General features: G+C 67.8%; 18 protein-coding genes and 2 pseudogenes. 8 read left to right on the forward strand and 12 right to left on the reverse strand.

What is annotated here, in order from left to right:
• Positions 1–2: 2 nt before the first annotated feature.
• From D7252_RS17045 to D7252_RS17055, 3 genes are all read right to left on the reverse strand, one after another.
• A complete protein-coding gene (locus D7252_RS17045) occupies positions 3–1,577 on the reverse strand; it encodes an ABC transporter substrate-binding protein (protein ID WP_120776470.1) in 1,575 nt (524 codons plus the stop codon).
• Positions 1,578–1,678: 101 nt separating this feature from the next.
• On the reverse strand, positions 1,679–3,118 hold the full coding sequence (locus D7252_RS17050) for an aldehyde dehydrogenase family protein (protein ID WP_120776471.1): 1,440 nt from the start codon (positions 3,116–3,118) through the stop codon (positions 1,679–1,681).
• Position 3,119: 1 nt separating this feature from the next.
• Positions 3,120–4,787, reverse strand: coding sequence for a thiamine pyrophosphate-dependent enzyme (locus tag D7252_RS17055; protein ID WP_120776472.1), 1,668 nt, complete (start codon positions 4,785–4,787; stop codon positions 3,120–3,122).
• Between the two features lie 159 nt (positions 4,788–4,946).
• On the opposite strand from D7252_RS17055, the gene D7252_RS17060 reads away from it, so the two are divergent.
• The gene (locus D7252_RS17060; protein ID WP_120776473.1) at positions 4,947–5,675 is read left to right on the forward strand and encodes a FadR/GntR family transcriptional regulator; all 729 of its coding nucleotides are present in this window, start codon (positions 4,947–4,949) and stop codon (positions 5,673–5,675) included.
• Between the two features lie 37 nt (positions 5,676–5,712).
• Here the strand turns inward: D7252_RS17060 and D7252_RS17065 are convergent, their stop codons facing one another.
• The 5 genes from D7252_RS17065 to D7252_RS17085 are packed head-to-tail and all read right to left on the reverse strand — an operon-like array spanning position 5,713 to position 10,802.
• On the reverse strand, positions 5,713–6,894 hold the full coding sequence (locus D7252_RS17065) for a M20 family metallopeptidase (RefSeq protein ID WP_120776474.1): 1,182 nt from the start codon (positions 6,892–6,894) through the stop codon (positions 5,713–5,715).
• The gene (locus D7252_RS17070; RefSeq protein WP_120776475.1) at positions 6,891–8,072 is read right to left on the reverse strand and encodes an amidohydrolase; all 1,182 of its coding nucleotides are present in this window, start codon (positions 8,070–8,072) and stop codon (positions 6,891–6,893) included. Before D7252_RS17070 ends, D7252_RS17065 begins: the two co-directional genes overlap by 4 nt.
• Complete coding sequence (locus D7252_RS17075; protein WP_120776476.1) at positions 8,069–8,605, reverse strand: hypothetical protein; 537 nt, start codon at positions 8,603–8,605, stop codon at positions 8,069–8,071. Before D7252_RS17075 ends, D7252_RS17070 begins: the two co-directional genes overlap by 4 nt.
• A gap of 1 nt (position 8,606) precedes the next feature.
• Complete coding sequence (locus D7252_RS17080) at positions 8,607–9,809, reverse strand: aromatic ring-hydroxylating dioxygenase subunit alpha (protein ID WP_120776477.1); 1,203 nt, start codon at positions 9,807–9,809, stop codon at positions 8,607–8,609.
• Between the two features lie 24 nt (positions 9,810–9,833).
• On the reverse strand, positions 9,834–10,802 hold the full coding sequence (locus D7252_RS17085) for a PDR/VanB family oxidoreductase (RefSeq protein ID WP_215110989.1): 969 nt from the start codon (positions 10,800–10,802) through the stop codon (positions 9,834–9,836).
• 125 nt (positions 10,803–10,927) lie between these two features.
• Between D7252_RS17085 and hisC the strand changes: the two genes are divergently transcribed.
• Positions 10,928–12,025, forward strand: a complete 1,098-nt coding sequence (gene hisC / locus D7252_RS17090; protein WP_120776478.1) for a histidinol-phosphate transaminase — start codon at positions 10,928–10,930, stop codon at positions 12,023–12,025.
• Between the two features lie 1,208 nt (positions 12,026–13,233).
• A complete protein-coding gene (locus tag D7252_RS17100; protein ID WP_120776480.1) occupies positions 13,234–13,623 on the forward strand; it encodes a GyrI-like domain-containing protein in 390 nt (129 codons plus the stop codon).
• Here D7252_RS17100 and D7252_RS17105 read toward each other — a convergent pair.
• Positions 13,607–14,515 (reverse strand): annotated as a pseudogene (locus D7252_RS17105) (IS5 family transposase). The gene D7252_RS17100 and the pseudogene D7252_RS17105 overlap by 17 nt on opposite strands.
• Positions 14,516–14,746: 231 nt before the next feature.
• On the opposite strand from D7252_RS17105, the gene D7252_RS17110 reads away from it, so the two are divergent.
• Positions 14,747–15,964, forward strand: coding sequence for an MFS transporter (locus D7252_RS17110; protein WP_183055332.1), 1,218 nt, complete (start codon positions 14,747–14,749; stop codon positions 15,962–15,964).
• Between the two features lie 164 nt (positions 15,965–16,128).
• Here the strand turns inward: D7252_RS17110 and D7252_RS17115 are convergent, their stop codons facing one another.
• The gene (locus D7252_RS17115; protein WP_120776482.1) at positions 16,129–16,587 is read right to left on the reverse strand and encodes a putative immunity protein; all 459 of its coding nucleotides are present in this window, start codon (positions 16,585–16,587) and stop codon (positions 16,129–16,131) included.
• 75 nt (positions 16,588–16,662) lie between these two features.
• On the opposite strand from D7252_RS17115, the gene D7252_RS17120 reads away from it, so the two are divergent.
• Positions 16,663–17,097 (forward strand): hypothetical protein, encoded by a 435-nt coding sequence (locus D7252_RS17120; RefSeq protein WP_120776483.1) that lies wholly within the window; start codon positions 16,663–16,665, stop codon positions 17,095–17,097.
• A gap of 431 nt (positions 17,098–17,528) precedes the next feature.
• Here the strand turns inward: D7252_RS17120 and D7252_RS17125 are convergent, their stop codons facing one another.
• Together D7252_RS17125 and D7252_RS17130 are read right to left on the reverse strand one after the other, a co-directional pair.
• A complete protein-coding gene (locus D7252_RS17125; RefSeq protein WP_120776484.1) occupies positions 17,529–17,963 on the reverse strand; it encodes a hypothetical protein in 435 nt (144 codons plus the stop codon).
• A 28-nt stretch (positions 17,964–17,991) separates the two neighbouring features.
• Positions 17,992–18,120, reverse strand: a pseudogene (locus D7252_RS17130) (recombinase family protein); the annotation flags it as partial.
• Positions 18,121–18,370: 250 nt separating this feature from the next.
• Between D7252_RS17130 and D7252_RS17135 the strand changes: the two are divergent.
• Genes D7252_RS17135 through D7252_RS17145 form a run of 3 tightly spaced genes read left to right on the forward strand, consistent with a single transcriptional unit; the run spans position 18,371 to position 21,392 of the window.
• Positions 18,371–18,985: a TetR/AcrR family transcriptional regulator gene (locus D7252_RS17135; RefSeq protein ID WP_183055333.1), complete on the forward strand. Its 615-nt coding sequence runs from the start codon at positions 18,371–18,373 to the stop codon at positions 18,983–18,985.
• The gene (locus D7252_RS17140; protein ID WP_120776486.1) at positions 18,982–19,737 is read left to right on the forward strand and encodes an ABC transporter ATP-binding protein; all 756 of its coding nucleotides are present in this window, start codon (positions 18,982–18,984) and stop codon (positions 19,735–19,737) included. The genes D7252_RS17135 and D7252_RS17140 overlap by 4 nt, the downstream gene beginning before the upstream one ends.
• The gene (locus D7252_RS17145; protein ID WP_147406762.1) at positions 19,734–21,392 is read left to right on the forward strand and encodes a hypothetical protein; all 1,659 of its coding nucleotides are present in this window, start codon (positions 19,734–19,736) and stop codon (positions 21,390–21,392) included. The genes D7252_RS17140 and D7252_RS17145 overlap by 4 nt, the downstream gene beginning before the upstream one ends.
• Positions 21,393–21,395: the final 3 nt, after the last annotated feature.

Consider the following 21,395-nt stretch of genomic DNA (forward strand, 5'->3'; position numbering starts at 1 on the left):
TGTCACTCTGTCACGCGGATCGTGGTCGGAGCGAGGATGCTCTTCGACATGCCGAACTCCACACCGACACCGTAGAAAGTCGACGTCGACGAGTAGACGGGCAGCACCTCGAGGTTGCGGAACAGGGAGTCCTGCGCAGCCTGCCAGGCGTCACACGAGTCGGCTCCGGCCAGCGCCTGCGCCTCGCCCACCAGGTCGAAGTACTCCTGGTTGCTGTTGTAGGTCCAGTTGCCGCCGTTGGGCGGGAACTCGCCGCCCAGGATGCCGGCCCAGTCGCTCGGGAGGCTCGTGAAGATCGGGGCCCACACGATGTCCCAGTCACCGCCGGAGAAGATCACGTCGGTGTAGGACGCGGACGGGGTGGGCACAGCATCCACACCGATCTTCTTGAACTCGGTCTGCAGCAGTTCGATCGCGGCGGTGACGCCCTGGCTCTCGGATGCCGGGTAGAGCATCAGGATGGACAGCGGCTTGCCGTCCTTCGCGCGGATGCCGTCGGCGCCCTCGACCCAGCCCGCGGCGTCGAGTGCGGCAGCAGCAGCATCCACGTCGTAGTCGGGGATGGCGCCGGAGCTGTCCATCGCGGTGCACGCGGCGCCGAACTCGGACACGAGTGTGGTGATCTGCTCGCCGCGACCAGCGGAGGCGACAGGTCCGACGGCTTCGCGGTCCACAGCCTGGGCGAGAGCTTCACGGACGGCGAGATCGTGGCCGACCCGGCCTTCCGCCTGGTTGAAGAAGATCAGTCCCGGGCGCAGCGGCACCTCGAGTTCTTTCGCGAACTCGGTCTTGTCGAGCCGGTCGCGCTCGCTGCCGCCGACCTCTGCGACGTTGGCCTCGCCGGTCTGGAGCATGTTGGCGGCGGTCGAGTCGCTCTCGATGATCGAGATCTCCACCGTGCCGGGCAGCCCTGCTGTCTCGCTGGTCGTGTCGTCGGGACCCCACGTGTAGTCGTCACGAAGCGTGAACGTGTAGGACTGCCCCGGCGAGGACGCCTTCAACGCGTAGGCGCCGGTGCCGTGGAACTCGGTGTCGAGAACGGCCGGGTCGGCGAGACCGGACGCGCACACGATCGGCAGGGCGCCGATCGTCTCGGCGAGGAAGCTCTGGGCGTTCGCGCTGGTGAAGGTGATCGTGCGGGCATCGTCGTCCGCCTCGATCGTGAGACCCTCGGCCGGGAAGTACACACCCTTGTACGGCGATCCCGTCTCGTCGGCCGCGGCGTACTCGAATGTGGACTTGACATCGGTCGCGGTCAACGGCGTGCCGTCGGCGCAGAGGATGCCGTCCTTGAGCGTGAACTCCACGCCGGTCGTGGTCGACTCCCACGAATCCGCGAGCAGCCCTCGGGGCTCCTCCCCGGTCGGGTAGAAGAGCAGCGACTCGTACCCGAACGTGGATACGGACTCACTCGCGTTCGTCGCGTTCGTGATCGGGTTGAGCGTTCCGGGATCCGATTGCACGGCGATCTTGATCGTCTGCGCTTCTCCTCCCCCTGGCTCCGCCGTACCGGCGCAGCCGGACAGGGCGAGGGCCGTCACGCCGACGGCGGCCGCGGCGACAATGCTGCGTCTCATGGTGTCCTCTCTCACGGGTTCCGCACGGTGCGGTCAACCCAATTGAATGTTATGAATTACTCTTTATTGGCTCGTGTCGCCGGTGTTTCGAGTATGTAACTTCACGAGCGATCGTCGATGAGGGCAGCGGCGCCCATCACCGACTTGAGCTCGAGGAACTCCTCGAACCCGTGGACACCGCACTCCCGGCCGACGCCCGACTGCTTGTATCCGCCGAAGGGTGCACCGACATCGAGGCCTGCGCCGTTGATGCCGACGGTCCCGGTGCGCATGCGCAGAGCGATGTCGAGGGCGCGTCGAGAGTCGCTCGACCACACGCCGCCCGACAGTCCGTAGACGCTGTCATTGGCCAGGTCGACAGCCTCATCGACCGTGCCGTAGGGGGTGATCGTGAGCACCGGACCGAAGACCTCCTCGTGGAAGATCCGCATGTCCGGCGTCACATCGGTGAAGATCGTGGGCTGCACGTAGGCGCCGCCTGCCGTCGGTTCGACGATATCGAGACCGCCGGTCAGCACCTGCGCACCCTCGTCGATCGCCGTGGCGATGTGCGCCCGGACGCGATCGCGCTGCAGAGCGGAGGCCAGGGGTCCGGTCGCCGTCCCCTCCTCGCGCGGATCACCGGGGGCCCAGTCCGCGGCGACCTCGAGCGCGGCGTTCTGCCAGGCATCGCGCATGCTCTCCGGTACCAGGACGCGGGTCTGCGCGGCGCAGGTCTGGCCGGCGTTCGCGAAGCACGAGGCGAGCACTCCCCGCACCGACTCCTCGAGCGGTGCGTCGTCGAGCACGATCGCGGCGGACTTGCCGCCCAGCTCGAGGGCGACCTTCTTGATGGTCGCCGCCGCGGCGCGAGCCACCTGCTCCCCCACCTGGCGTGAGCCGGTGAAGGTGACCATGTCGACGCCCGGGTGGGCGACGAGGGGCGAGCCGACTCCTGCGCCGTCGCCGTGCACGATGTTCACGACACCGGCCGGCAATCCGATCTCGCGGAGGATGTCCCCGATGATCGCGGCATTGAGAGGGGCGACCTCGCTGGGCTTGAGCACCACCGTGCAGCCCGCGAGAAGGGCGGCGCCGACCTTGAGCACGATCTGGTGCAGCGGGAAGTTCCACGGGGTGATCGCGGCGACGACGCCGACCGGCTCCGAGACGACGAGGGAGTTCGACACCGCCTCCCGCTCGACGTGCGCGCGGGCAGCATCGGCGAGCATGTTCAGGTCGGCGATCGCTACCCCGACCTGAGCGGAACGCGCGAACGCGATCGGCGAGCCCATCTCGGCACTGAGGGTCGCGGCGAGAAGCTCACGGTGGCGCGCCAACCCCTCGGCGAGCGCCTCTACGTAAGCGATCCGCTGCGCCATCGGCGTCGTGGACCAGCTGCCGAACGCGTCCGCGGCCGCAGCCACCGCGCGATCGACGTCCGCGGGGCCGCCTGCGACGACGGCGCCGATGACGGTGCCGTCGGCCGGGCTGACGACATCGATCGCCCTGAGGCCATCGACATCTTCCCTGATGCCTGCGATGTCGTGCCCGATGGTCATGTCAGACCCCTGCCCGCTGCACGAGGTGCGCGTCGGGCGCGAGCGGAACGGGACGCGGGACGCCCTCATGGATGAGGTGCCACGGCGAGGGGAACTCCCCCACCGGCACGTCGATGAGGATCGGCTCGTTCGCGGGGACCGCATCGGCGAGCACACCCGCCAGTTCCTGCGGCGTGTACGCCCGCGCGGAGCGGATGCCGTACGCGTCGGCGAGCTTGCCGTAGTCGGGGTTCGTCAGGTCGCTGGCGAAGTAGCGCGCACCGTAGCGGTTCTTCTGGATGCGGCGCACGTTGCCGTAGAAGCCGTCGTGGAAGACGATTGTCACCAGTCCGAGGCCGTAGCGCTTCGCCGTCGACAGCTCCTGCAGGGTCCAGGAGAATCCGCCGTCGCCGTTGACCGAGACCACCGAGCGGGTCGGATCCGCGGCCTTCACACCCAGCGCCGTCGCGAAGCCGTAGCCCAGCGTGCCCTGGTAACCGGGGCCGATGTACGTCCGCGGCTGGTAGGCGGGGTAGCAGGCGCTGGCGGCGTAGCCGACCTGGGTGAACTCGCTCACGAAGACACCATCCTCGGGCAGCGCGCCGCGGATCGCCGCGAGGTACTCGCGCTGCGGGGCGATGTCGTCGAACTGCTCGGCGAGCCAGGAGCGGACGCGGACGAACTCGCTCTCGCGGGAGTCCCGCTGCGGAGACCCCACCTCGGCGGCGAGCGCGGCGAGCGCCAGCCGGGCGTCGGCGTGGAGGGTCTGCACGGCGGCGCGCGGGCCGCCGAGGTCCGCCTCTTCCGCGTTCACGAGGATCACCGGTGCACCATGGGCGTCGACCTGGGTTCCGAAGGTGGAGACGAAGCGGGTTCCGACCGCCAGTACGAGATCGGCGTCCTCACGGAAGGCGCGGAGCGCGAGCGAGTCGAACGCGAGGCGGTGCCGGGCGTCGAGCGCGCCCCGGCCGTTCTCGGTCATCAGCACCGGAATCTCCAGTGCCTCGGCGAGCGCCTGCAGCGCGACGGACGCGTTCGAGGCGAGCACCCCACCGCCGACGACGATCATCGGGCGCTGGGCCGCGAGGAGCCGGGCCGCCGCGTCGCGGATCTGCTGCTCGTCGGGAACGAGCGGGGCGTCGGCGACCATCTCAGCCGCCGCCATGCGCGAGGTGGCGGCGAGCACGTCCGGCGGCACCTCGATCGCGACGGGACGCGGGCGGCCGCTGCGCAGCTGCACGAAGGCCTCGCGCACCAGTCCGGGGATCTCGTCGGCGGAGCGGGCGATGCCGGTCCACTTGGTGAGCCGTTCGAGGATGCCCGTCTGGTCGGGGATCTCATGCAGGGCGCCGAGTCCGCGGCCGATGGCCTTCGAATCGATCTGTCCGGCGATGAGCAGCATCGGCGAGTTCGCGGAGTAGCCCGTCGCCACACCGGAGAGGGCGTTGAGCACTCCCGGGCCGGGAACGACCATGGCGACACCGACGTCTCCGGTGCTGCGCGCATACCCGTCGGCCATGTAGGTCGTCGCCTGCTCGTTGCGGGCGCAGATGAAGTCGACCTGGTCGGCGCGGGCGTGGAGGGCGTCTGCGGCGGCATCGAGCTGAACGCCCGGAATACCGAAGATCCGTGAGACTCCCTGGTTGATGAGGGAGTCTGCGAGCAGATCGCCACCGGTGTGGTCGGTCATCTGTTTCCTCTCGTGAGCAGCATTGCGTGATTGACTGTATTAGATACATTCAATTACTGCAAATAGGAGAATCGCCCTGAGCCGCCGCTCCCCGGCAGCGAGGCGTCTCTAGGATGTGAGAGATCCGCTGCAGAACACTGCCCCGACCGAAGGACTCCCGTGGCCAGCACCCAGGATGACGCGCGCACCTTCCAGCGTGTCGCGCCCGCACAGTCCGTCGCCGACCGCGTCGTGGCCGAGGTCGAAGCGATGATCAAGTCCGAGGGCCTCACCCCCGGCCACCGCATCGGCACGCGCCAGGACCTGTGCGAGCAGTTCGGCGTCGCGCCGGCCACACTCGGCGAAGCGTTGCGCGTGCTGCGCGCCCGCGGCTCCGTCGACCTGCGCCCGGGCCCGGGCGGCGGCATCTTCGTCGCCGACCAGTCGCCGCTCATCCGACTCGCCCACAGCGTGCTCCGCCTACGCCAGACCGGCGCTCCGGTCAACGATGTGATCAAGGTGCTCGATGCCCTCGACGAGGCGGTCATGCACGATGCCGTCCTGAACCGCACCGACGCGGACATCGCCGACCTCGACGCGGTCATGTCGGACCTCGCCGACCACTGGCACGACCCGATCGAGGGGCTGCACGGCAACTGGCGGCTGCATCGCCGCATCGCCGAGATCTCGCCGAACGCGGTGCTGCGGACGTTCTACCTGAACCTCGTCGACTACATCGAGGGCGAGACCGCCGGCGCGGCGGATGAGGACGCACTGGCCGTCCCCGGATTCCGCCAGGACACGGACGAGCGCCTGCACATCCACGAGGCGCTCATCGAGGCGATCCGCAGCAGCGACGTCGAGGCCGGGCGCAAGGCCGTGCTGGACCACCGCACGCTCGGCCGCTGACCGCGGTCTCGGCACCGCGACCGGATCGCGCCCGCGCCTAGCGGGACACGTGCCGGAGAGCGAGCGCGGCCAGCGCCGCGGCCTGATCGCCGAGCACCGCATCGTCGAAGACCGCGTGCGGCGAGTGGTTCATCGGGATGTCGTCCGGGTCGACGTGCGGCGGCGTCGCGCTCAGGAACAGGAAGGTCCCCGGCACTTCGCGGAGCACGAACGAGAAGTCCTCCGAGGCCATCCAGGGCACGGCGAGCTCTTCGACCCGGTCGTTTCCGAACTCCTCCCGCAGCACCGCCGTCGCCGCCGCGGTCTCGGGCACCGTGTTGACGGTCACCGGATAGCCGATGATCACCTCGACATCGGCCGTGCACCCGTGCGCGGCCGCGATGCGCTCGACGAGGAGCGGAAGTTCCGCCTGGGCCTGTGCGATCGAGGCCTGGGACAACGTGCGCAGCGTCGCGGCGAGTCCGGCCTGCTCGGGGATCACGTTCACGACCTCGCTCGCGAACAGCTTCGTCACCGAGAGCACCACGGGGTCGAACACGTCGACGCGCCGGGTGACCCAACTCTGCAGCGCCAGCACGATCTCGGCGACCGCGGGCACCGGGTCGACCGCCTGATGCGGGCGGGAGCCGTGGCCGCCCCGGCCGTGCACGGTGACCTTCAGCACGTTCGCACCGGCCATGATCGTGCCCGGTTTGAGTTGGAACGTGCCGCGCTCCCCCGGACCGACATGGATGCCGTAGGCCGCTTCGACCCTCGTGCCGGCAGCGTCGAGCACGCCGTCGCGGATCATCAGCGGCGCACCTCCGCCGGCCTCCTCGCCCGGCTGGAACATGAAGACGACGGACCCCGCGATGCTCTCCCGCCGTGCCGCGAGCAGCCGGGCGGCGCCGACGAGTCCGGCCACATGGAGGTCATGACCGCACGCGTGCATGGCGCCGTTCACGGACGCGTACTCCAGCCCGGTCTCCTCGACGATCGCCAGCGCATCCATATCGCCACGCAGCAGCACCGACGGGCCGTCCGCCGCCCCGCGCAGCACCGCGGTGACCGAGCCCAGGTCGCTGCCGGTCGTGATCTCGAGGCCGAGGTCGGCGAGTTCCGCGAGCACGACGGCCTGCGTCTGCGGCAGGTCGAAACCGACCTCGGGGATGCGGTGCAGGCGGCGCCGCAGATCCACGAGCTCGGGCAGCAGGCGGGCGGCATCTTCGCGCAGCGTCACGGGTTCTCCTTCGTCGCGGTGTAGACGGTCCGTCCGTCGATGAGCACCTCCCGCACGGTCGAGGCGACGTCGAGCGGGTCTCCGGTCCACAGAACCACATCCGCGTCACGGCCGACCTCCAGCGCACCGACGCGGTCGCCGATGCCGGCGATGTCGGCCGCGGCGGAGGTCATGGCGGCGATGGCGGTCTCGCGGGGAAGGCCGGCGCGCACGGCGACGGCGGCCTGCAGAGCGAGGAGCCCGATGGGAACCACCGGATGATCGGTGGTCAGGGCGACGCGCACTCCCGCCGCGGCGAGGGTCGCGAGGTTCGCAGGATCGGCCTCGCGCACCTCGACCTTCGATCGGCTCGACAGGATGGGGCCGAAGATGACGGGCACATCGCGCTCCGCGAGCACGTCGGCGAGCTTGTGGGCCTCGGTTCCGTGGTTGAGCACGAGACGCAGCCCGAACTCCTCGGCGATGCGCAGCGCCGTCGCGATGTCGTCGTGCCGGTGCGCATGCTGCTCCCAGGAGAGCGTGCCGTCGAGGGCCTCGGTGAGCGCCTGCTTTCCCAGGTCGACCGCGAACGGTGCGCCCTCCGCGCGGGCGCGATCGCGTCGGTCGGCGTAATCGCGCGCATCCAGGAGCGCCTGCCGGATGACGAGCGCGATGCCGAGGCGGGTCGACGGCAACTGCTTGCGCTCCCCGTAGACCTGCTTCGGGTTCTCGCCGAGCGCCGACTTCATGCCGAGTGCCGCCCGGATCACCTGCTCGTCGACCGAGCATCCGCCGGCGGTCTTGATCGCCACACTCTGCCCGCCGATCGGATTCCGCGACCCCGGCTTCACGACCACAGCTGTGACGCCGCCCGCCAACGCATCGGCGAACGCCATGTCCTCGATGTTGATCGCATCGATCGCCCGCACCCCGGCGGTCACGGGCGACGACACCTCGCTGCCGTCGAAACCCGCGGGGCCGTTCGCCTCCTCGTGCACGCCGATGTGGCTGTGCGGATCGATGAGTCCGGGCAGGACCCAGCACCCCGTGGCATCGATCACCCGCGCACCGCCCGGCACGGAGATCCCGACATTGACCGCCTCGATCCGGCCGCCCGACACGAGCACCGTGCCGCCGTCGAACTCCTCGCCGAGGCCCGTGACCACACGTCCGCCGACGATCGCGACGTCTGCGCTCATCGTCGCTCCTCGCTGGTGCTCATCGTGTTCTCTCCCGCGCGCCGCTCGACGAGCGCGCGCGTCCGTGTCAGCAGATCCTCGAGGTCGAGGCTGAGGATGCCCGCCGCGGGGTCGACCCGCACGACGATCCCGTCCTCGCACTCCGGCGGCTCCCCGCTGAGATCCACGAGAGGATCGTCGACCCAGACCCACGGCAAACCGTCGGCATAGCGGCGGATGTGCGCGAGCTTGTCGAACTGCACGGGCAAGAAGGGCCAGGGCTCCTCCGGCAGCTCGAGCGGCGCACGGAACGCCGTGTGCGCGTTGTGTCCCCACTCGGATGCCCAGACGATGTCGAAGTGCTCGGCCAGCTCGTGCAGGCGCCGGGCCGCCGAATCCGGGATGGCGACGTCGCGAACCCACCGGCCCCAGGCGGAGAGGTGGTGCATGCTCACCGGGACCGAGGGCTCGCCCTCGATCACGAACACGTCGCTGATCCCCAGCACGAGGACCGGGCGGTCTCCGCGCGGCGGTCGCGCTGTGTACTTCGCCATGTCAGTCGTCCACCGCGTCGGCGAGCAGCGTCGCGTCAGCCGCGCCCTCGAAGTAGTTGCCGCCCTCGATGCGCACCAGCCGCTCCGACTCGTCGAAGCTCACGCCCACGGGGTCGCCGCCGGCGGCGACCGCGCGGTGCTGCTTGGCCATCATCCGCCGGATCATCGCGATGCCCTGATCGGTGGTCGTGAGGTGATCCTCGGAGTGCAGCGAGATGGCACCCTGCGACTTCTGCGCCTCGTAGTCACCGGGGAGGCGCTGATGCTCGAGGTCGGTGAGCTCCTTCCACGGCTTGCCCTCGTGCGTGGAGCGGAGCTTCGCGAGGAAGTCGGGATCGGCGTCGCGCGCCACCGTGAAGATGCGGAAGTTCGTGTCGTCCATCGGCACGACCCAGCCGATCATGTTCGTCTGTCCCGAGCTGAGCTTCGGGCTGGCGACGACCCGCAGGTTCGGGAAGATGACCTCGGTGACGCGGCGCAGCTGACGGCCGTCGCCGAGCTCGCGCATCTGGATGCTGCGCACGCCGAGCGGCGTGTACTCGTAGCTGACCTCGGGGATGAGCGCCATCTCGGGTGTGAACTGATTGCCGCTGAAGCGCGCGTGCAGGATCGGCACGTGGAACGGGTCCATCACGTTCTCCCAGTGCTGCAACCAGTTGAAGTCGAGCTCGGCGGGTCCGCCGCCGCCCACGCCTCGGTCGTTGACGATCAACTGCTCGTCGTCGGCGAGCTCCTCGAGGGTGTCGTAGCGCGGAAGCACGGGCTTCTTCTCGGGCGGGCCCAGGTACGCCCAGATCAGGCCGTACTGCTCCTCGACCGGGTACCAGGGCTGGCGCACACGATCGCGGTGCAGGCCCAGTTCGGGCTCGCACGGCTGCTCGAGGCAGTGCCCCTCGGTGTCGAACACCCACCCGTGGTAGCAGCAGCGGATGCCCTCCTCTTCGACGCCGCCGTAGAACAACGAGGCGCCGCGGTGGATGCAGCGCGGGTGCAGCAGGCCGGCCTTGCCCTTGCGGGTGCGGAAGAGCACGAGATCCTCGCCCAGCACCTGCAGCGAGATCGGGCGCGTCGTCGCATCCTCGACCTTCGCGATCGGGTGCCAGTAGCGGCGAAGCACCTCGCCGTAGGGGGTGCCGGGGCCGACCTGGGCGAGCTCGTTGAGCGGCTGCCCGAGGCGTAGGCCGTATGCGGTTCCGGTGTCCATGTTCGCTCCGTTCGTGCGGGGGGGTCAGATGTCGAGGACGAGACGCTCGCCGAGAGAGCGGGACACGCAGATCATCATCGTCTCGTTGCTCTCGCGCTCGTCGGGGGTGAGGATCGAGTCCCGGTGCTCGGGGGCGCCGTCGATCACGGCCGTCTCGCAGGTGCCGCAGACGCCCTCGAGACAGGAACTCGGCACCCCGATCCCGGCGTTCTCGAGCATCTCGAGGATGCTGCAGCCGCGGTCGACCGTGACGACGAGGTCGGACCTGGTCGCCACGACCTCGAAGGTGTCGGCTCCCTGCGACTCGCCGAACGTCTTTGGCTGGAAACGCTCCAGATGCAGGGCACCGTGCGGCCAGTCGAGGCTGAGCGCTTCGAGGGCATCGAGCATGCGGGCGGGGCCGCAGGCATAGATACCGGTGCCTTCCGACACGGAGCCGATCCAGGTCGCCAGGTCGAGACGCTCCTCGCGGTCGCGACTGACGAGCCGCGCCGTCTCCGCGCTCAGGTGCGGGGCGGAAGCGAATGCCATGCCATCGCGGCGCGTGCCGAGGTAGGCCAGTCGCCACGGGACTCCCCTGCGTTCGGCTTCGGCGACCATCGGGAGGATCGGAGTGATCCCGATGCCGCCCGCAAGGAAGACATAGGCGCTCGCGTCTTCGAGCCCGAAATGATTGATCGGAGCGGATGCCCTGACGGTGTCACCGGTGCGCAGGGTTTGGTGCACGTAGCGGGAGCCCCCGCGGCTCGGGGTCTCGGCCAGGACGGCGACGCGCCACATGCGGAGATCGGCCGGATCCGAACACAGCGAGTACTGGCGTTCGAGGCCGTTGGCAAAGCAGAGATCGATGTGGGCACCGGGAGCCCATTCCGGCAGCAGGTTACCGGCGGGGTCGTCGAGCTCGAGGGACAGAACATCGTGGGCCTCCCACCGCATCGCACGGACCCGGAGGTCGAGGGGCTGCGGGGAGAACTCTGCCGCAAACTGAGACACCGTCGTCCCGCTCCTTCCGTCGATCCGGTCACCCAGATCGAATTGACAACATTGGATATAATCAATTGCGATACTATGAATCCCGCCCGAGGCTGTCAAACGGGCGACGAGTGAAAGGCGGAACCATGTCGGAGTTGAGACTGCGCGAGGATCTGAACGCGATCCCGGACTACAAGCCCGGGAAGGCGACGACGCAGTCGCCCAACACCGGCCCGGTGTTCAAGGTGTCGTCGAACGAGAATCCGTACGGACCCCTGCCGTCGGTAGCGACCGCGATCGCGGACCGGATCGCCCACATCAACCGCTACCCCGACACCGCGGCCACCGCCGTCGTCGCGCTCCTGTGCGAGCGATTCCAGGTCTCGCCCGTGAACCTCGTGCTGGGCAGCGGATCCGTCGAGGTGGTCTCACAGCTCATGCGCGCCACCGCCTGCGAGGGCAATGAAGTCATGTTCGCGTGGCGCTCATTCGAGGCCTACCCGATGCTGGTTCGCGCCGCCGGCGCCACTCCCGTCGCCGTGCCCCTCACCGCGGACCACCGTCACGACCTCGACGCGATGCGCGCCGCGATCACCGCGCGCACGCGCCTGATCCTCGTCTGCAATCCGAACAACCCCACCGGCACCACGATCGGCACGGACGAGCTGACCGCGTTCCTCGACGCCGTCCCCGCCGACATCACCGTCGTGATCGATGAGGCGTACGTGCACTTCAACGAACGCACGGACTCCCCCTCCGGGATCGAATACTTCCGCCGCTACCCGAACGTCGCGGTCGCGCACACGTTCTCGAAGGCCTACGGGCTCGCCGGGCTGCGCATCGGCTACGCAATCGCTCCCGAGCGCCTCACGAACACCCTGCGCAAGGTCGCGATTCCCTTCGGCGTCACGGATCTCGCGCAGGCCGCAGCTGTCGCCTCCCTGCACGCGGAGGACGAGCTCTCGGCCCGCGTGGCCGACCTCATCGCCGAGCGCGAGCGCGTGGTCGGCGCCTTCCGGGATGCGGGCATCGATCTGCCCGAGACGCAGGCAAACTTCATCTGGGTCCCCTTCGGCGACGCCACGACAGCGGCGGCACAGCTGCTGGAGAGCCACGGGCTCCTGGTGCGCCCCTTCGCCGGAGAGGGCTTCCGCGTCACGATCGCCGAGCGGGAGGCGAACAACCTGCTCGTGCGCTTGGCGCCCAAACTGGCCGCCCATTTTGCGCCGCTCGCAGTCGTCTGAGAGTCAGGGCTTACTGAGGCAACCAGCTCGTGTGACACATCAACGGGCGGCTCGGCCACCTTTCTGGCACGCGGGGGTCAGATTCGTCAACGCTGGCAACAGGGCCCGACTTTGAGCTCCCGCAAACCCTCCCGCACCAACGTCGTTCCCGACGCCTCGGCACCGAAGTCCCGTCGTCGTTTTGGGTGGCATCGTCGAGATGGCCGATTTCGTGCGCGCAGACCTCTTTCCCCTCCAGGAGCGGCCCCGCGGGCAGGATTCCTGGGCGGTCAGTAAAGGCTCGGGGAAGGCGTCGCCGAAGATGTTCCGGTGAGTGCCCGCAACTACGCCACCGGGCGCCTGGTGGGCGATGCTCGTGAGCATCGCGTCGCTTGCGACAACCCTCGCGTCAGTGAGCCAGCGAACATCCAGCCCGTGGTGGCAAGAGGTTCGAAGTGTGCAGGAGTGAGATAGACGGAGCGCAACGCCACATCGTGCCTCTCCACCCATCTGATGAGCGCGTCGGCCTGCTCTCTGATGACCGGCGGGCCGGCCAGGAGGGCATCGCTTTCTCTCCGTAAATCAGCATGCGGGACAACGGGACCAAAAGACCCGGTCCGTCCTTCGTCGATCATGGTGCCACGTCGAGGTCTTTCACCCGGCCTCACGCGTGCTGAGCCGCTTTGGTCAGGACGATGACCCGAGAGTCGAAGGAAATCACCTGTTGCATCGCGACAGCATGGGCGTCTCGGACCTTCCATCGGACTAGTTCGATCCTCGTATCGAGCATGCTGTTGTGCGAACGACGATCCTTGGCGCCCTCTACGACAAGAACGCCGAAGTGCTGCACCGGCAACCTCAGATCGTTCGCGTTCTGCGCATTACCGAATCCTGTTACAGCCTCGGAGTCCTCACCACAGAAAGGCAGCACGGTGAAGCCGTGGAAGATCTCTTGAGACCCGACCGTTCCCGGCCTGACTCTCGAGCTGCACCGAACTAAATCACCGCATCTCCAGACGTCGACGCAGCCTTTAAAGCGCTGGCACGCGGCGGGCCCTTACCAGCTTCTCGTCTCGTGATGGCTAGTAAGGGCTCCCGGAAGGTACAGACGAGATCAGCTAGCGCAACGGCGGGTAGCGATCACCGCGATCTCGCGATCGTCGACAGGGCTGCGAACCTAGGGCGTGCCTGACAATAGATCGCGGGTTGGCGGAGCATAGCATGACGTCATGAGCGAATCTCCGACCCCTGCTTTTGTTGTTGGTGAAGTGGTACAGACTACTTACGGCGCCGAGTCGGGTTGGGTTGGACGTGTTGGCACTGAGTTTTTCGGCGTGTACTTCGACTACGAGTCGGACGAGTCCGGCGCCTACTCGCTTCTGGTCGGAGTCGGCGCTGACTCCGACGAAGACGCTCCTGATGGAGCGTCCAGTGTGGGACTGGACCAGGGGCGTCGGGTGGCGTTCCCTGCTGCGGGTCCGATGCCGGCGGGAATCGTCGAGGCGTGGGGACGCGTCTGGTCAGCGAGCACTTCTGGAGAACTCAGCCGAGCATTCACAACGGATATCGAAGTGCACCGACCGGACGGTTCGGCCGAAATTCTTATCGCGGCCAGTTAGAGCGCGTGTAGGCTAGCGCCTTGGTCCAGGCGATGGTGGCGTTGAGGGTGACGGCGGCGCGGTAGACGATGGCGTGTTTGTCGTAGCGAGCGGCAAGGCCGCCATTGCTTGAGGTGGCAGTACTGGCGCTCGATCACGTTGCGGTTCTTGTAGTCGGCGGCGTCGAGCTTGACCGGGCGGCCGCCGCGCGAGCCGCGGCGCCTGCGGTGACCCTTCTGATCGTCGGGCTCGGGGATCCCAGCCTTGATGCCGCGGGAGCGGAGATGGCCGCGGATCTCCCGCGACGAGTCCGCCTTGTCGCCGCGGGCTGCGTCTGCTCGGGTGCGCGGCCGACCCTTCTCGCGCCCGACGCGCAGCTGATCCATCAACGGGAGGAACATCGGCGAGTCGCCGGCCTTCCTCGGTGTGATGGGCGTGACCAGCGGGAGCCCTTTGCCATCGACGAGCTGATGGATCTTCGTCGATAGGCCGCCTCTGGAGCGGCCGATGCCGTGATCAGGTGGCTCTTCCCGCAGATTCTTGCAACTCGGTCCAACCCGCTGTGAGGCGGGGCGTGTTCGTCGCATGCTGATGCGCCCGGGCGATCGTGGAGTCCACAGACAACAACCAATCGACCAGCTCGGCGACATCAGCCGCGGCTGTCAGCTTCGCTAGCACCTGATCCCAGGAACCCTCGGTCGCCATCCGGGGATGCCACGTCCACACCGTCTGCCAGGGCCCGAACACCTCGAGCAGGTCACGCCAGGCGATCACCGTTCGGTACCGGTAGAGGATGCCTTCAACCATCGTCCGAGCATCCGAGAACTTCCGACCCGGTCTACCCGTCGGGCGCGGCAGCATCCCCTCGGTCAACGACCACTGAGCATCCGAAGAGCACCTGAAAGCGCGACAAGCATTCAGACATCCAGCCCGCAGCCCCAACCTTTGTCAGACATGCCCTAGCGGCACTGGCGTACCGAAAAGGTCTGCCGAACCCGGAAGCGGCGGACGTTTGCGGGACCGTTGGACTGCTCACGGCCGAGCTGTCGCCGAAACGATCGTATTTTGGAGGGTTTCCCACAGTCGTCCCCTCGGGCACGGTCTTGCTTGGCTCGACGTGCTCGCTATGGAACACTTGCTGGTCATGACCGCACCCAGAATGGCGAAAGGTTTCAACGCCTGGGTCGGGGCGTCGGTCGGTTCGGAGCTCGGTTCAGGTGTCCTCGCGTTCGCTTTGACATGGGTGGCATCGGGGTACAGCCCTCACGTTGCGGCTGCGGTGCTCACCGCGAGCATCGCTCCGTCTGTCCTTCTGGGGCTGCTGGGCGGAGCCCTTGCGGACAGGTTCGGGCCGCGACGGGTGATGGTGATCTGCACGGCGGCCTTGCTGCTCATCAGCGGCGGACTCGCGGCCGCCGTTGCCCTGTGGTCTACGCCTCCCGTGGTGCTCTTGCTGACGGCGGTACTGATCGGCACCGTGTCCGCTTTCCATCGGCCGGCCGCGGGTGTCTTCCCACGGCTCTTCGTCGCGGACAAGACCCTCGGAGCAGCTATGGCGAGGGTCGGCATGGCGAGCCAGATCGCCCGGACCATCGCACCTCCGCTGGGCGGCCTACTCATCGGCATGGTCGCCCTCAGTGGGGTCGCACTGCTCGACGTCGCCGGCTGCGTCCTGATGCTGGTCACCCTCCTCCTGATTCACCCCCCGCTCGAGCAACCACCCGCATCCGAGTCGGTGACGTTCCGCCGCATCGTCAGCGGATTGACTACCTCCCGCGCTACGCAGGGCGTTCCTGCACTGCTGCTGTGCGTCGCGATCGTCGCGGGAGCGGTGATCCCGGCAGTGCTGCTCGGCATACCCCTCGCAGCCCGAGAGCGCGGCTGGTCAGCGTCGGAGGCCGGTCTCATCGAGGCCGGTTGGATCGCGGGCGGAATCCTCAGTGGAGCATGGTTCGCCTGGAGAGGCATTGCCTCAAAGGTGTGGCGCCCCATGACAGTCGGGCCGCTGCTCATCGGCGCCGGCCTCGTACTCCTGGCGATGTCATCACACTGGGCGCTTGCAGTGGCGAGCACCACGCTCGTCGGCGCGGGCGTCGTGATCTTCACGGCGCACCTGTTCCCGACGTACATCATGCTCGCGCCCCCGCTGATGGTGTCGAGGTTCCAAAGCCTGCTCATCATCGTCCAGCAAGCTCCGCAGCTCGTTATCAACGCTCTGATCGGCCTCGTCGCAGCCACCATGGGCGCGGGAACGATGATCGCCCTCGCCGGCGGCGTCTCCGTGCTGGCGTCAATCGTCGTCCTATCCGACAAGACCTTGCGCGCGTTCACCGCCGAAGGGCCAGAGAGCGCAAGCGACTGATCTTCGCTTGTGTTGGCTCCGATCGACAATCCGCCGAAACCCCCTGCCGATTCAGACGGGTGCTGGTCGGGCCGAGAACCGGTCACCGTTTACGGCAGGGCCTCCCAGCCACGTCGAGAGCAACTACCGAAAACGATCGTTTCCGGCTGGGCTGACCGCGGCGACTAACGCCCCTTCGGGAAGCCGATGGGGCGCAGTTCTGGAGCCAGGCTCTCCCACTGCCACTCGCGTTCAGCATCTTGATCGATTTTGCCTTTGCCGTAGAGGCCAGCGGCTTTCGCGGCGTAGGTCGCAGCGTGTGGCGAGTGGTCGAACATGTGGGCTACCGCGCACGCCTGGCCGGCGGCACGAGCGGCAGCGACGGCTGCCTTCGCTCCTGCTTCGTTCGCTTCGCGCGCGGCCGCGTGAGCGGCAAACGCAGCGGTGCGACATGTCGTCATCGGAAGTTCGCCGCGCTCCCACGCACGTAGTGCTGCGATCGCTGCACGCGGTCGGTCATCACCCGGGCGTTGGTCCTCGAAGATCGGCAGAGTGCGCTCCGCGCAGCTCGCCGCCCAGAGCGCGATCGCGTGATGAATCAGGGGTTCAGGGTTGGTCCACTGGGTCTTCGTCTCCTCGCTCACTCCTTGATCGTCTCAGGGATCCGCCGGAGAACAATCAGCCCAACGCGGGTTGTGCAGATGTTGGGCGCGTACGTAATGGAAGCGACCTCGCACCCAAACAGTAACGATCGTTGGCTTGGCGCGGCACCTGCGGACGCGGTCTTCCTCACGCAGATCCTCGGGCCGACAGTGCTGATCGGAGTTGATCTCGGTGGCGGCTTCATCGCCACCACGCAACTCGGGGTGTCGGGCGTGGAGGGTGGCGAGTCCGGTCTGGCAGGCGGGTTGATCAACACCAGTCAGCAGTTCGGCGGCGCTCTGGGACTCGTCCTCGGGACGATCGCTGGCCTGCGAACCGCCGCGCTCGAGGAACACGGGGTTGCCGCCGCGGACGCGCTCAGCGGAAGGCTCTCTTGGCTCTTTCTGTCCGCCGCAGCTCTGTCGATCGGAGGCGCGGTCATCGTCGCCCTCTGGCACCGATCACGACTGACGACTCCGGGGCGACCAAGCGTGGTCGACCGTCAGGCATAACGCTCGAGGCTACGACCGGCAGCGAGATGTCGGCCGCATCACCGTCATCACACCGGATTTGCATCCTGGGGATGCACCCACCCGCGCATCCACGCCACGCCACAACCGCGACAACATCCGTGAGAATCCGCCACCTTTCATGAGAACAGCGGCAACTTTCGTGAGAAGGCGACAAGTTTCGAGAACCGACGCCCCCCGACCCCTTTCGGCAGAACAGTTTTGGTGTCCGTTGGGTGATCCCTATACGGACAGCTGTCACGCGCCAGGCTTCTCCGTCAGTGTTGCCGAGGACGATCGTTCGGTGGGCGGCCGTCGTTGATGTTGGTCCCTCGATCGGGATTCACTTGCAGGAAGCGTCGCCGGGGGCCAATGGGATGGAGCCAAAATCTAGCGCCTTCGGTGCCGCAACTCGTCCGCCGAGCTGCTCTCGCTCAGCGCCCTGCGGCGTGGAGCCAGATCGTAAGCCACCCCAGGGCAAGGAAGAACAGCGCTACACCAGGCAGCAGGCGCTGCATCGGGGTGAGGCGCTTCCACCGTGACCATGCGGTGATGGCGGCAACAAGACACACTGCTGTACCGATGACCGCAAGAGCGATGACGGCCTCACCTGTCTGGACGGTGATGGTCCCGCCGGTTGTTGCTTCGTAGATGCATGCCCGTCCGATTGGCATGAACGTCACGTCAGCTACTACCTGGGGGTACTCGCCGATGAAGACGGCGGTGTCCGGGGCGCTGCGGAAGCATGCGCCGTCGATCTCGCGAGAGTCGCCGTACTGAGACACGAAAGCGACCCAGACCGCCAATTGACTGAGGAGGCTCGCGATTATGAGCCATGTCGTCTGGGCTGCCTGGGTCGCTTTCGTCATTTGACTAGTGTTCACGCACTCACCTCGGAGCCCCGGACACGCCGTGATCGACGTACAGATCATCACGCCGCACGCCGGCAGCGAGCAGGTCCGCCTGCTGATGATCCGTGGACTGCTGACGCGTCGAGACACGTGCGTAGCCGATCAACTTGCCCATGAACCGCTCCGGTGTCTCGAAACCAACGATCAGTGCCCGCCTTCAAGCAGGTGGTTGCGAGACATAGTTGCGAGACTCGCCGGGCCATACAGGGCGGCCTCAGCCGGCGGCAGCTTGGCGCCGACTGTGAGACGTCTCATATCCCATGTGATGCGAGACGGCACGGTTGCGGAACGGGCGTTGCGCCGGTCGACCGTGATGATACCTTGGCACCAATGCCAAAATATTGGCTGTGATGCCAGGAGGTGTGATGCGAGTCGAGCGGGAATTGACCGTCACGCAGGAGGTCCGGCGTCGTCGGATCATCGATGCGGCGATCGACTGCCTCGGTCGCGATGGGTGGCACAGCACGACGCTGGCGTCGATCGCTGCGGAGGCGGGCATCAGTCGTGGCTTGATCTCGTACCACTTCGCTGGTCGTGACGACCTGTTCGAGGCTGTGCTCGAGACGGTGGTGGTCACGATCCTCGCCGAAGGGTCGGCGGCGATGCAGCAAGGCATCGATGAGGCGCCGACTGCGACGGCCAAGCTGCAGGCGTACATCGAGGGCAACTTGCGCTTCATCGGCGCGCATCGGCGCGAGATGGCCGCCCTTGGGCAGGTGATGCCGAATCTGCGGCGCAAGGACGGTGCGCTGCACGCGAGCCCCGATGCGGAGGAGCCGATCATCGCCGGCACCGCGCTGCTGTTCGAACACGGGCTCAACACGGGCGAGTTCCGCGCGGCCGATGCCCGCCTGACGGCCTACACGTTGCGCCGCTGCATCGATGGGGCTGCGTTGAAGATCGTCGCCGATCCCGACTTCGACATCGACGCCTACGCGCGCGAGCTCACGACCCTCTTCCTCCAAGGAGTCCACGCATGACCACGCAGATCACCCCGGCAGTCCAGCTGCGCGGGCTCTCCAAGCGCTTCGGCGACCACGTCGCCGTCGACGGCATCGATCTGACCGTCCCTCCTGGCACGTTCTTCGGCATCGTCGGCCCCAACGGCGCCGGCAAGTCGACGACGCTGTCGATGATTGCCGGCCTGCTGAGCCCCGACGCCGGATCCGTCAAGGTCGCGGGGCACGATGCCGCCACGGACCGGGATCGTGTCCTCAGCGAGCTGGGGATCATGATGGAGGGCCTCTCTCTGCCCGAGCGGCTGACGGGCGCGGAGCTGCTGGAGTACACCGCCAGGTTGCGGAGGATCGGTGACGACTGGCCGGAGCGGGCGGCCGACCTGCTCGAGGTCCTCGAGCTCGATCGAGCCCCTTCGACGCTGATCGTGGACTACTCCACCGGCATGCGGAAGAAGATCGGCCTCGCCGTGGCATTGCTGCACCGACCCAGCGTCCTCGTGCTGGACGAGCCGTTCGAGGCCATCGACCCCGTCTCCGCTCGAGCCATCGAGGGGCTGCTCGAGCAGTTCGTCGCCGGGGGTGGCACGGTGCTGCTGTCGAGCCACCTCATGGATGTCGTCGAGCGGACCTGCGAGCGCGTCGCGCTGATCAAGGACGGACGCATCCTCGCCGAGGGCACGGTCGACGGCGTCAGGGCGGGCCGCACGCTCAACGACACGTTCGTCGACCTCGTCGGTGCACCCGTGCAGCGCGAGATCCGGTGGCTGGCATGAGGATGAGTGCGACGTTCGCGTCGATGCGGTGGCGGATCATCCGACACGGACCGCACGACGAGCGAGGCTTCGGCCTCGTCGTCGGCCTGGTCGCCGCAGCCGGCGTGGTCGTGCTCGCAGTCCTCGGTGTCTCGGGCACGGTGCATCCGAGCTGGCTGATCGTGGGGATCTCGCTGTTCGGCCTGACCTGGCTGATCGGACCCGTCCTGCTTCCCGGATCCGCACCAGCCCTCGATCCGCAGTGGTTCAGGACGCTGCCCCGACGCCCGAGCACGATCGCCCGAGAGCTCTCCGCAAGCGAGGCGATCAGCGTCGGGACGGTCATCACCGCCGTCGCGCTGAGCAGCCTCATCGTCGTGGCGGCCGCGCACGGACCGGCAGCTGTCGCCGTCGCGACGCTGGCCGCAGCATTGCAGCTGCTCTTCCTGCTCTGGCTTGGCCGGTGCGCCTCGGCCGTGGTCGCTGGTCTGCTCCGCTCGACTGCGGGTACCTGGGTCGCAGCCGTCCAGATGTCGGCGCTTCTGGCGGTCTCCTTCGCTGGCTGGGTGCCGATCGCCGCACTGCTGCTCCCCGACCTCGGGGACGGCGGCACGGACATCGTCACTCCGTCGGTGGCGGGTGCGCTTCCCGTTGGAATTGAGGACGCGCTCCTCGCGCTTCCCGCCGGCTGGGGACTCTCCGCGACGCAGGCCATGATCTCCTCCGCCCCGCTGATCGATGTGATCGCGCCCTTGCTCGGGCTCCTCGTCGGGGCCTTCGCATTCCGTGGCGTCTGGATCGCCTTGACCGCGCGAGTGCTCCGCAAGGCGCCGGCGCGAACGCTCAGCAATGTCACCGCCAGGTCGGCAGCGTCTGCACGGACTCCGCGATCGGGTGGACCCACGCGGGCCGTCGTGGCGCGGGAGCTCAAGACCTGGTTCCGCGACCCGCACCGACGCCTCGGCATGATCCACGCCTGGATCACCCCCCTACTCATGATCGCCCTCGTCGCACCGACCAGCTGGTCGTGGGCGCTGCCCTTCATCGGCGTGATGGCTGCAGTGCTCGGCGCGATGGTGGCCGTGAGCACCTACGCCCTCGACGGCACCGCCTTGTGGCAGCTCCTCACCACGCCAGGAGCAATCCGCGCCGACGTGCGCGGCCGACAGCTCTCCTGGCTGCTGCTGTTCGGCATCCCGACTCTCGCGCTGACCGTCGCGCTCTGCCTCGTCAGCCAGTCGCCCCTGTCGGCGGTCGCGACCGGCATGACCCTGGCTGCCATCGGGGCGGCGTGCGCGTTCGCGCCCCTGCTGGGTGCGCTCATGCCGGCGATCGGCGCCGACGCGCGCGACCGCGTGTCATCCACCAGCCGCACGGGCAATCCCGCCGGCGCGCAGTACACCGTTTTCGCAGCCGTCGTCGCCACCGCGATCCTGCCTCCGCTCCTGCTGAACCTCAGCGGCTCGGGCCTGCCGTGGCCGGCGCACGCCCTGCTCGGTGCTGCCATCGGGGCGGCGTCAATGGTCGGGCTTGCGGCGCTCACACGCGCGCGCCTGCGACAATCGGGATCGGCCCTGCTGGCCGCCTTCGAGTCCGGCGACATCTCTCGGCTCCGCAACCGACCGAGCACTACGAAGACTGCGGCTCGACCCGAAAATGGTGCGTTGACCGGTTGAGAC

The organism is Microbacterium sp. CGR2 (assembly GCF_003626735.1).
Lineage (GTDB): Bacteria > Actinomycetota > Actinomycetes > Actinomycetales > Microbacteriaceae > Microbacterium.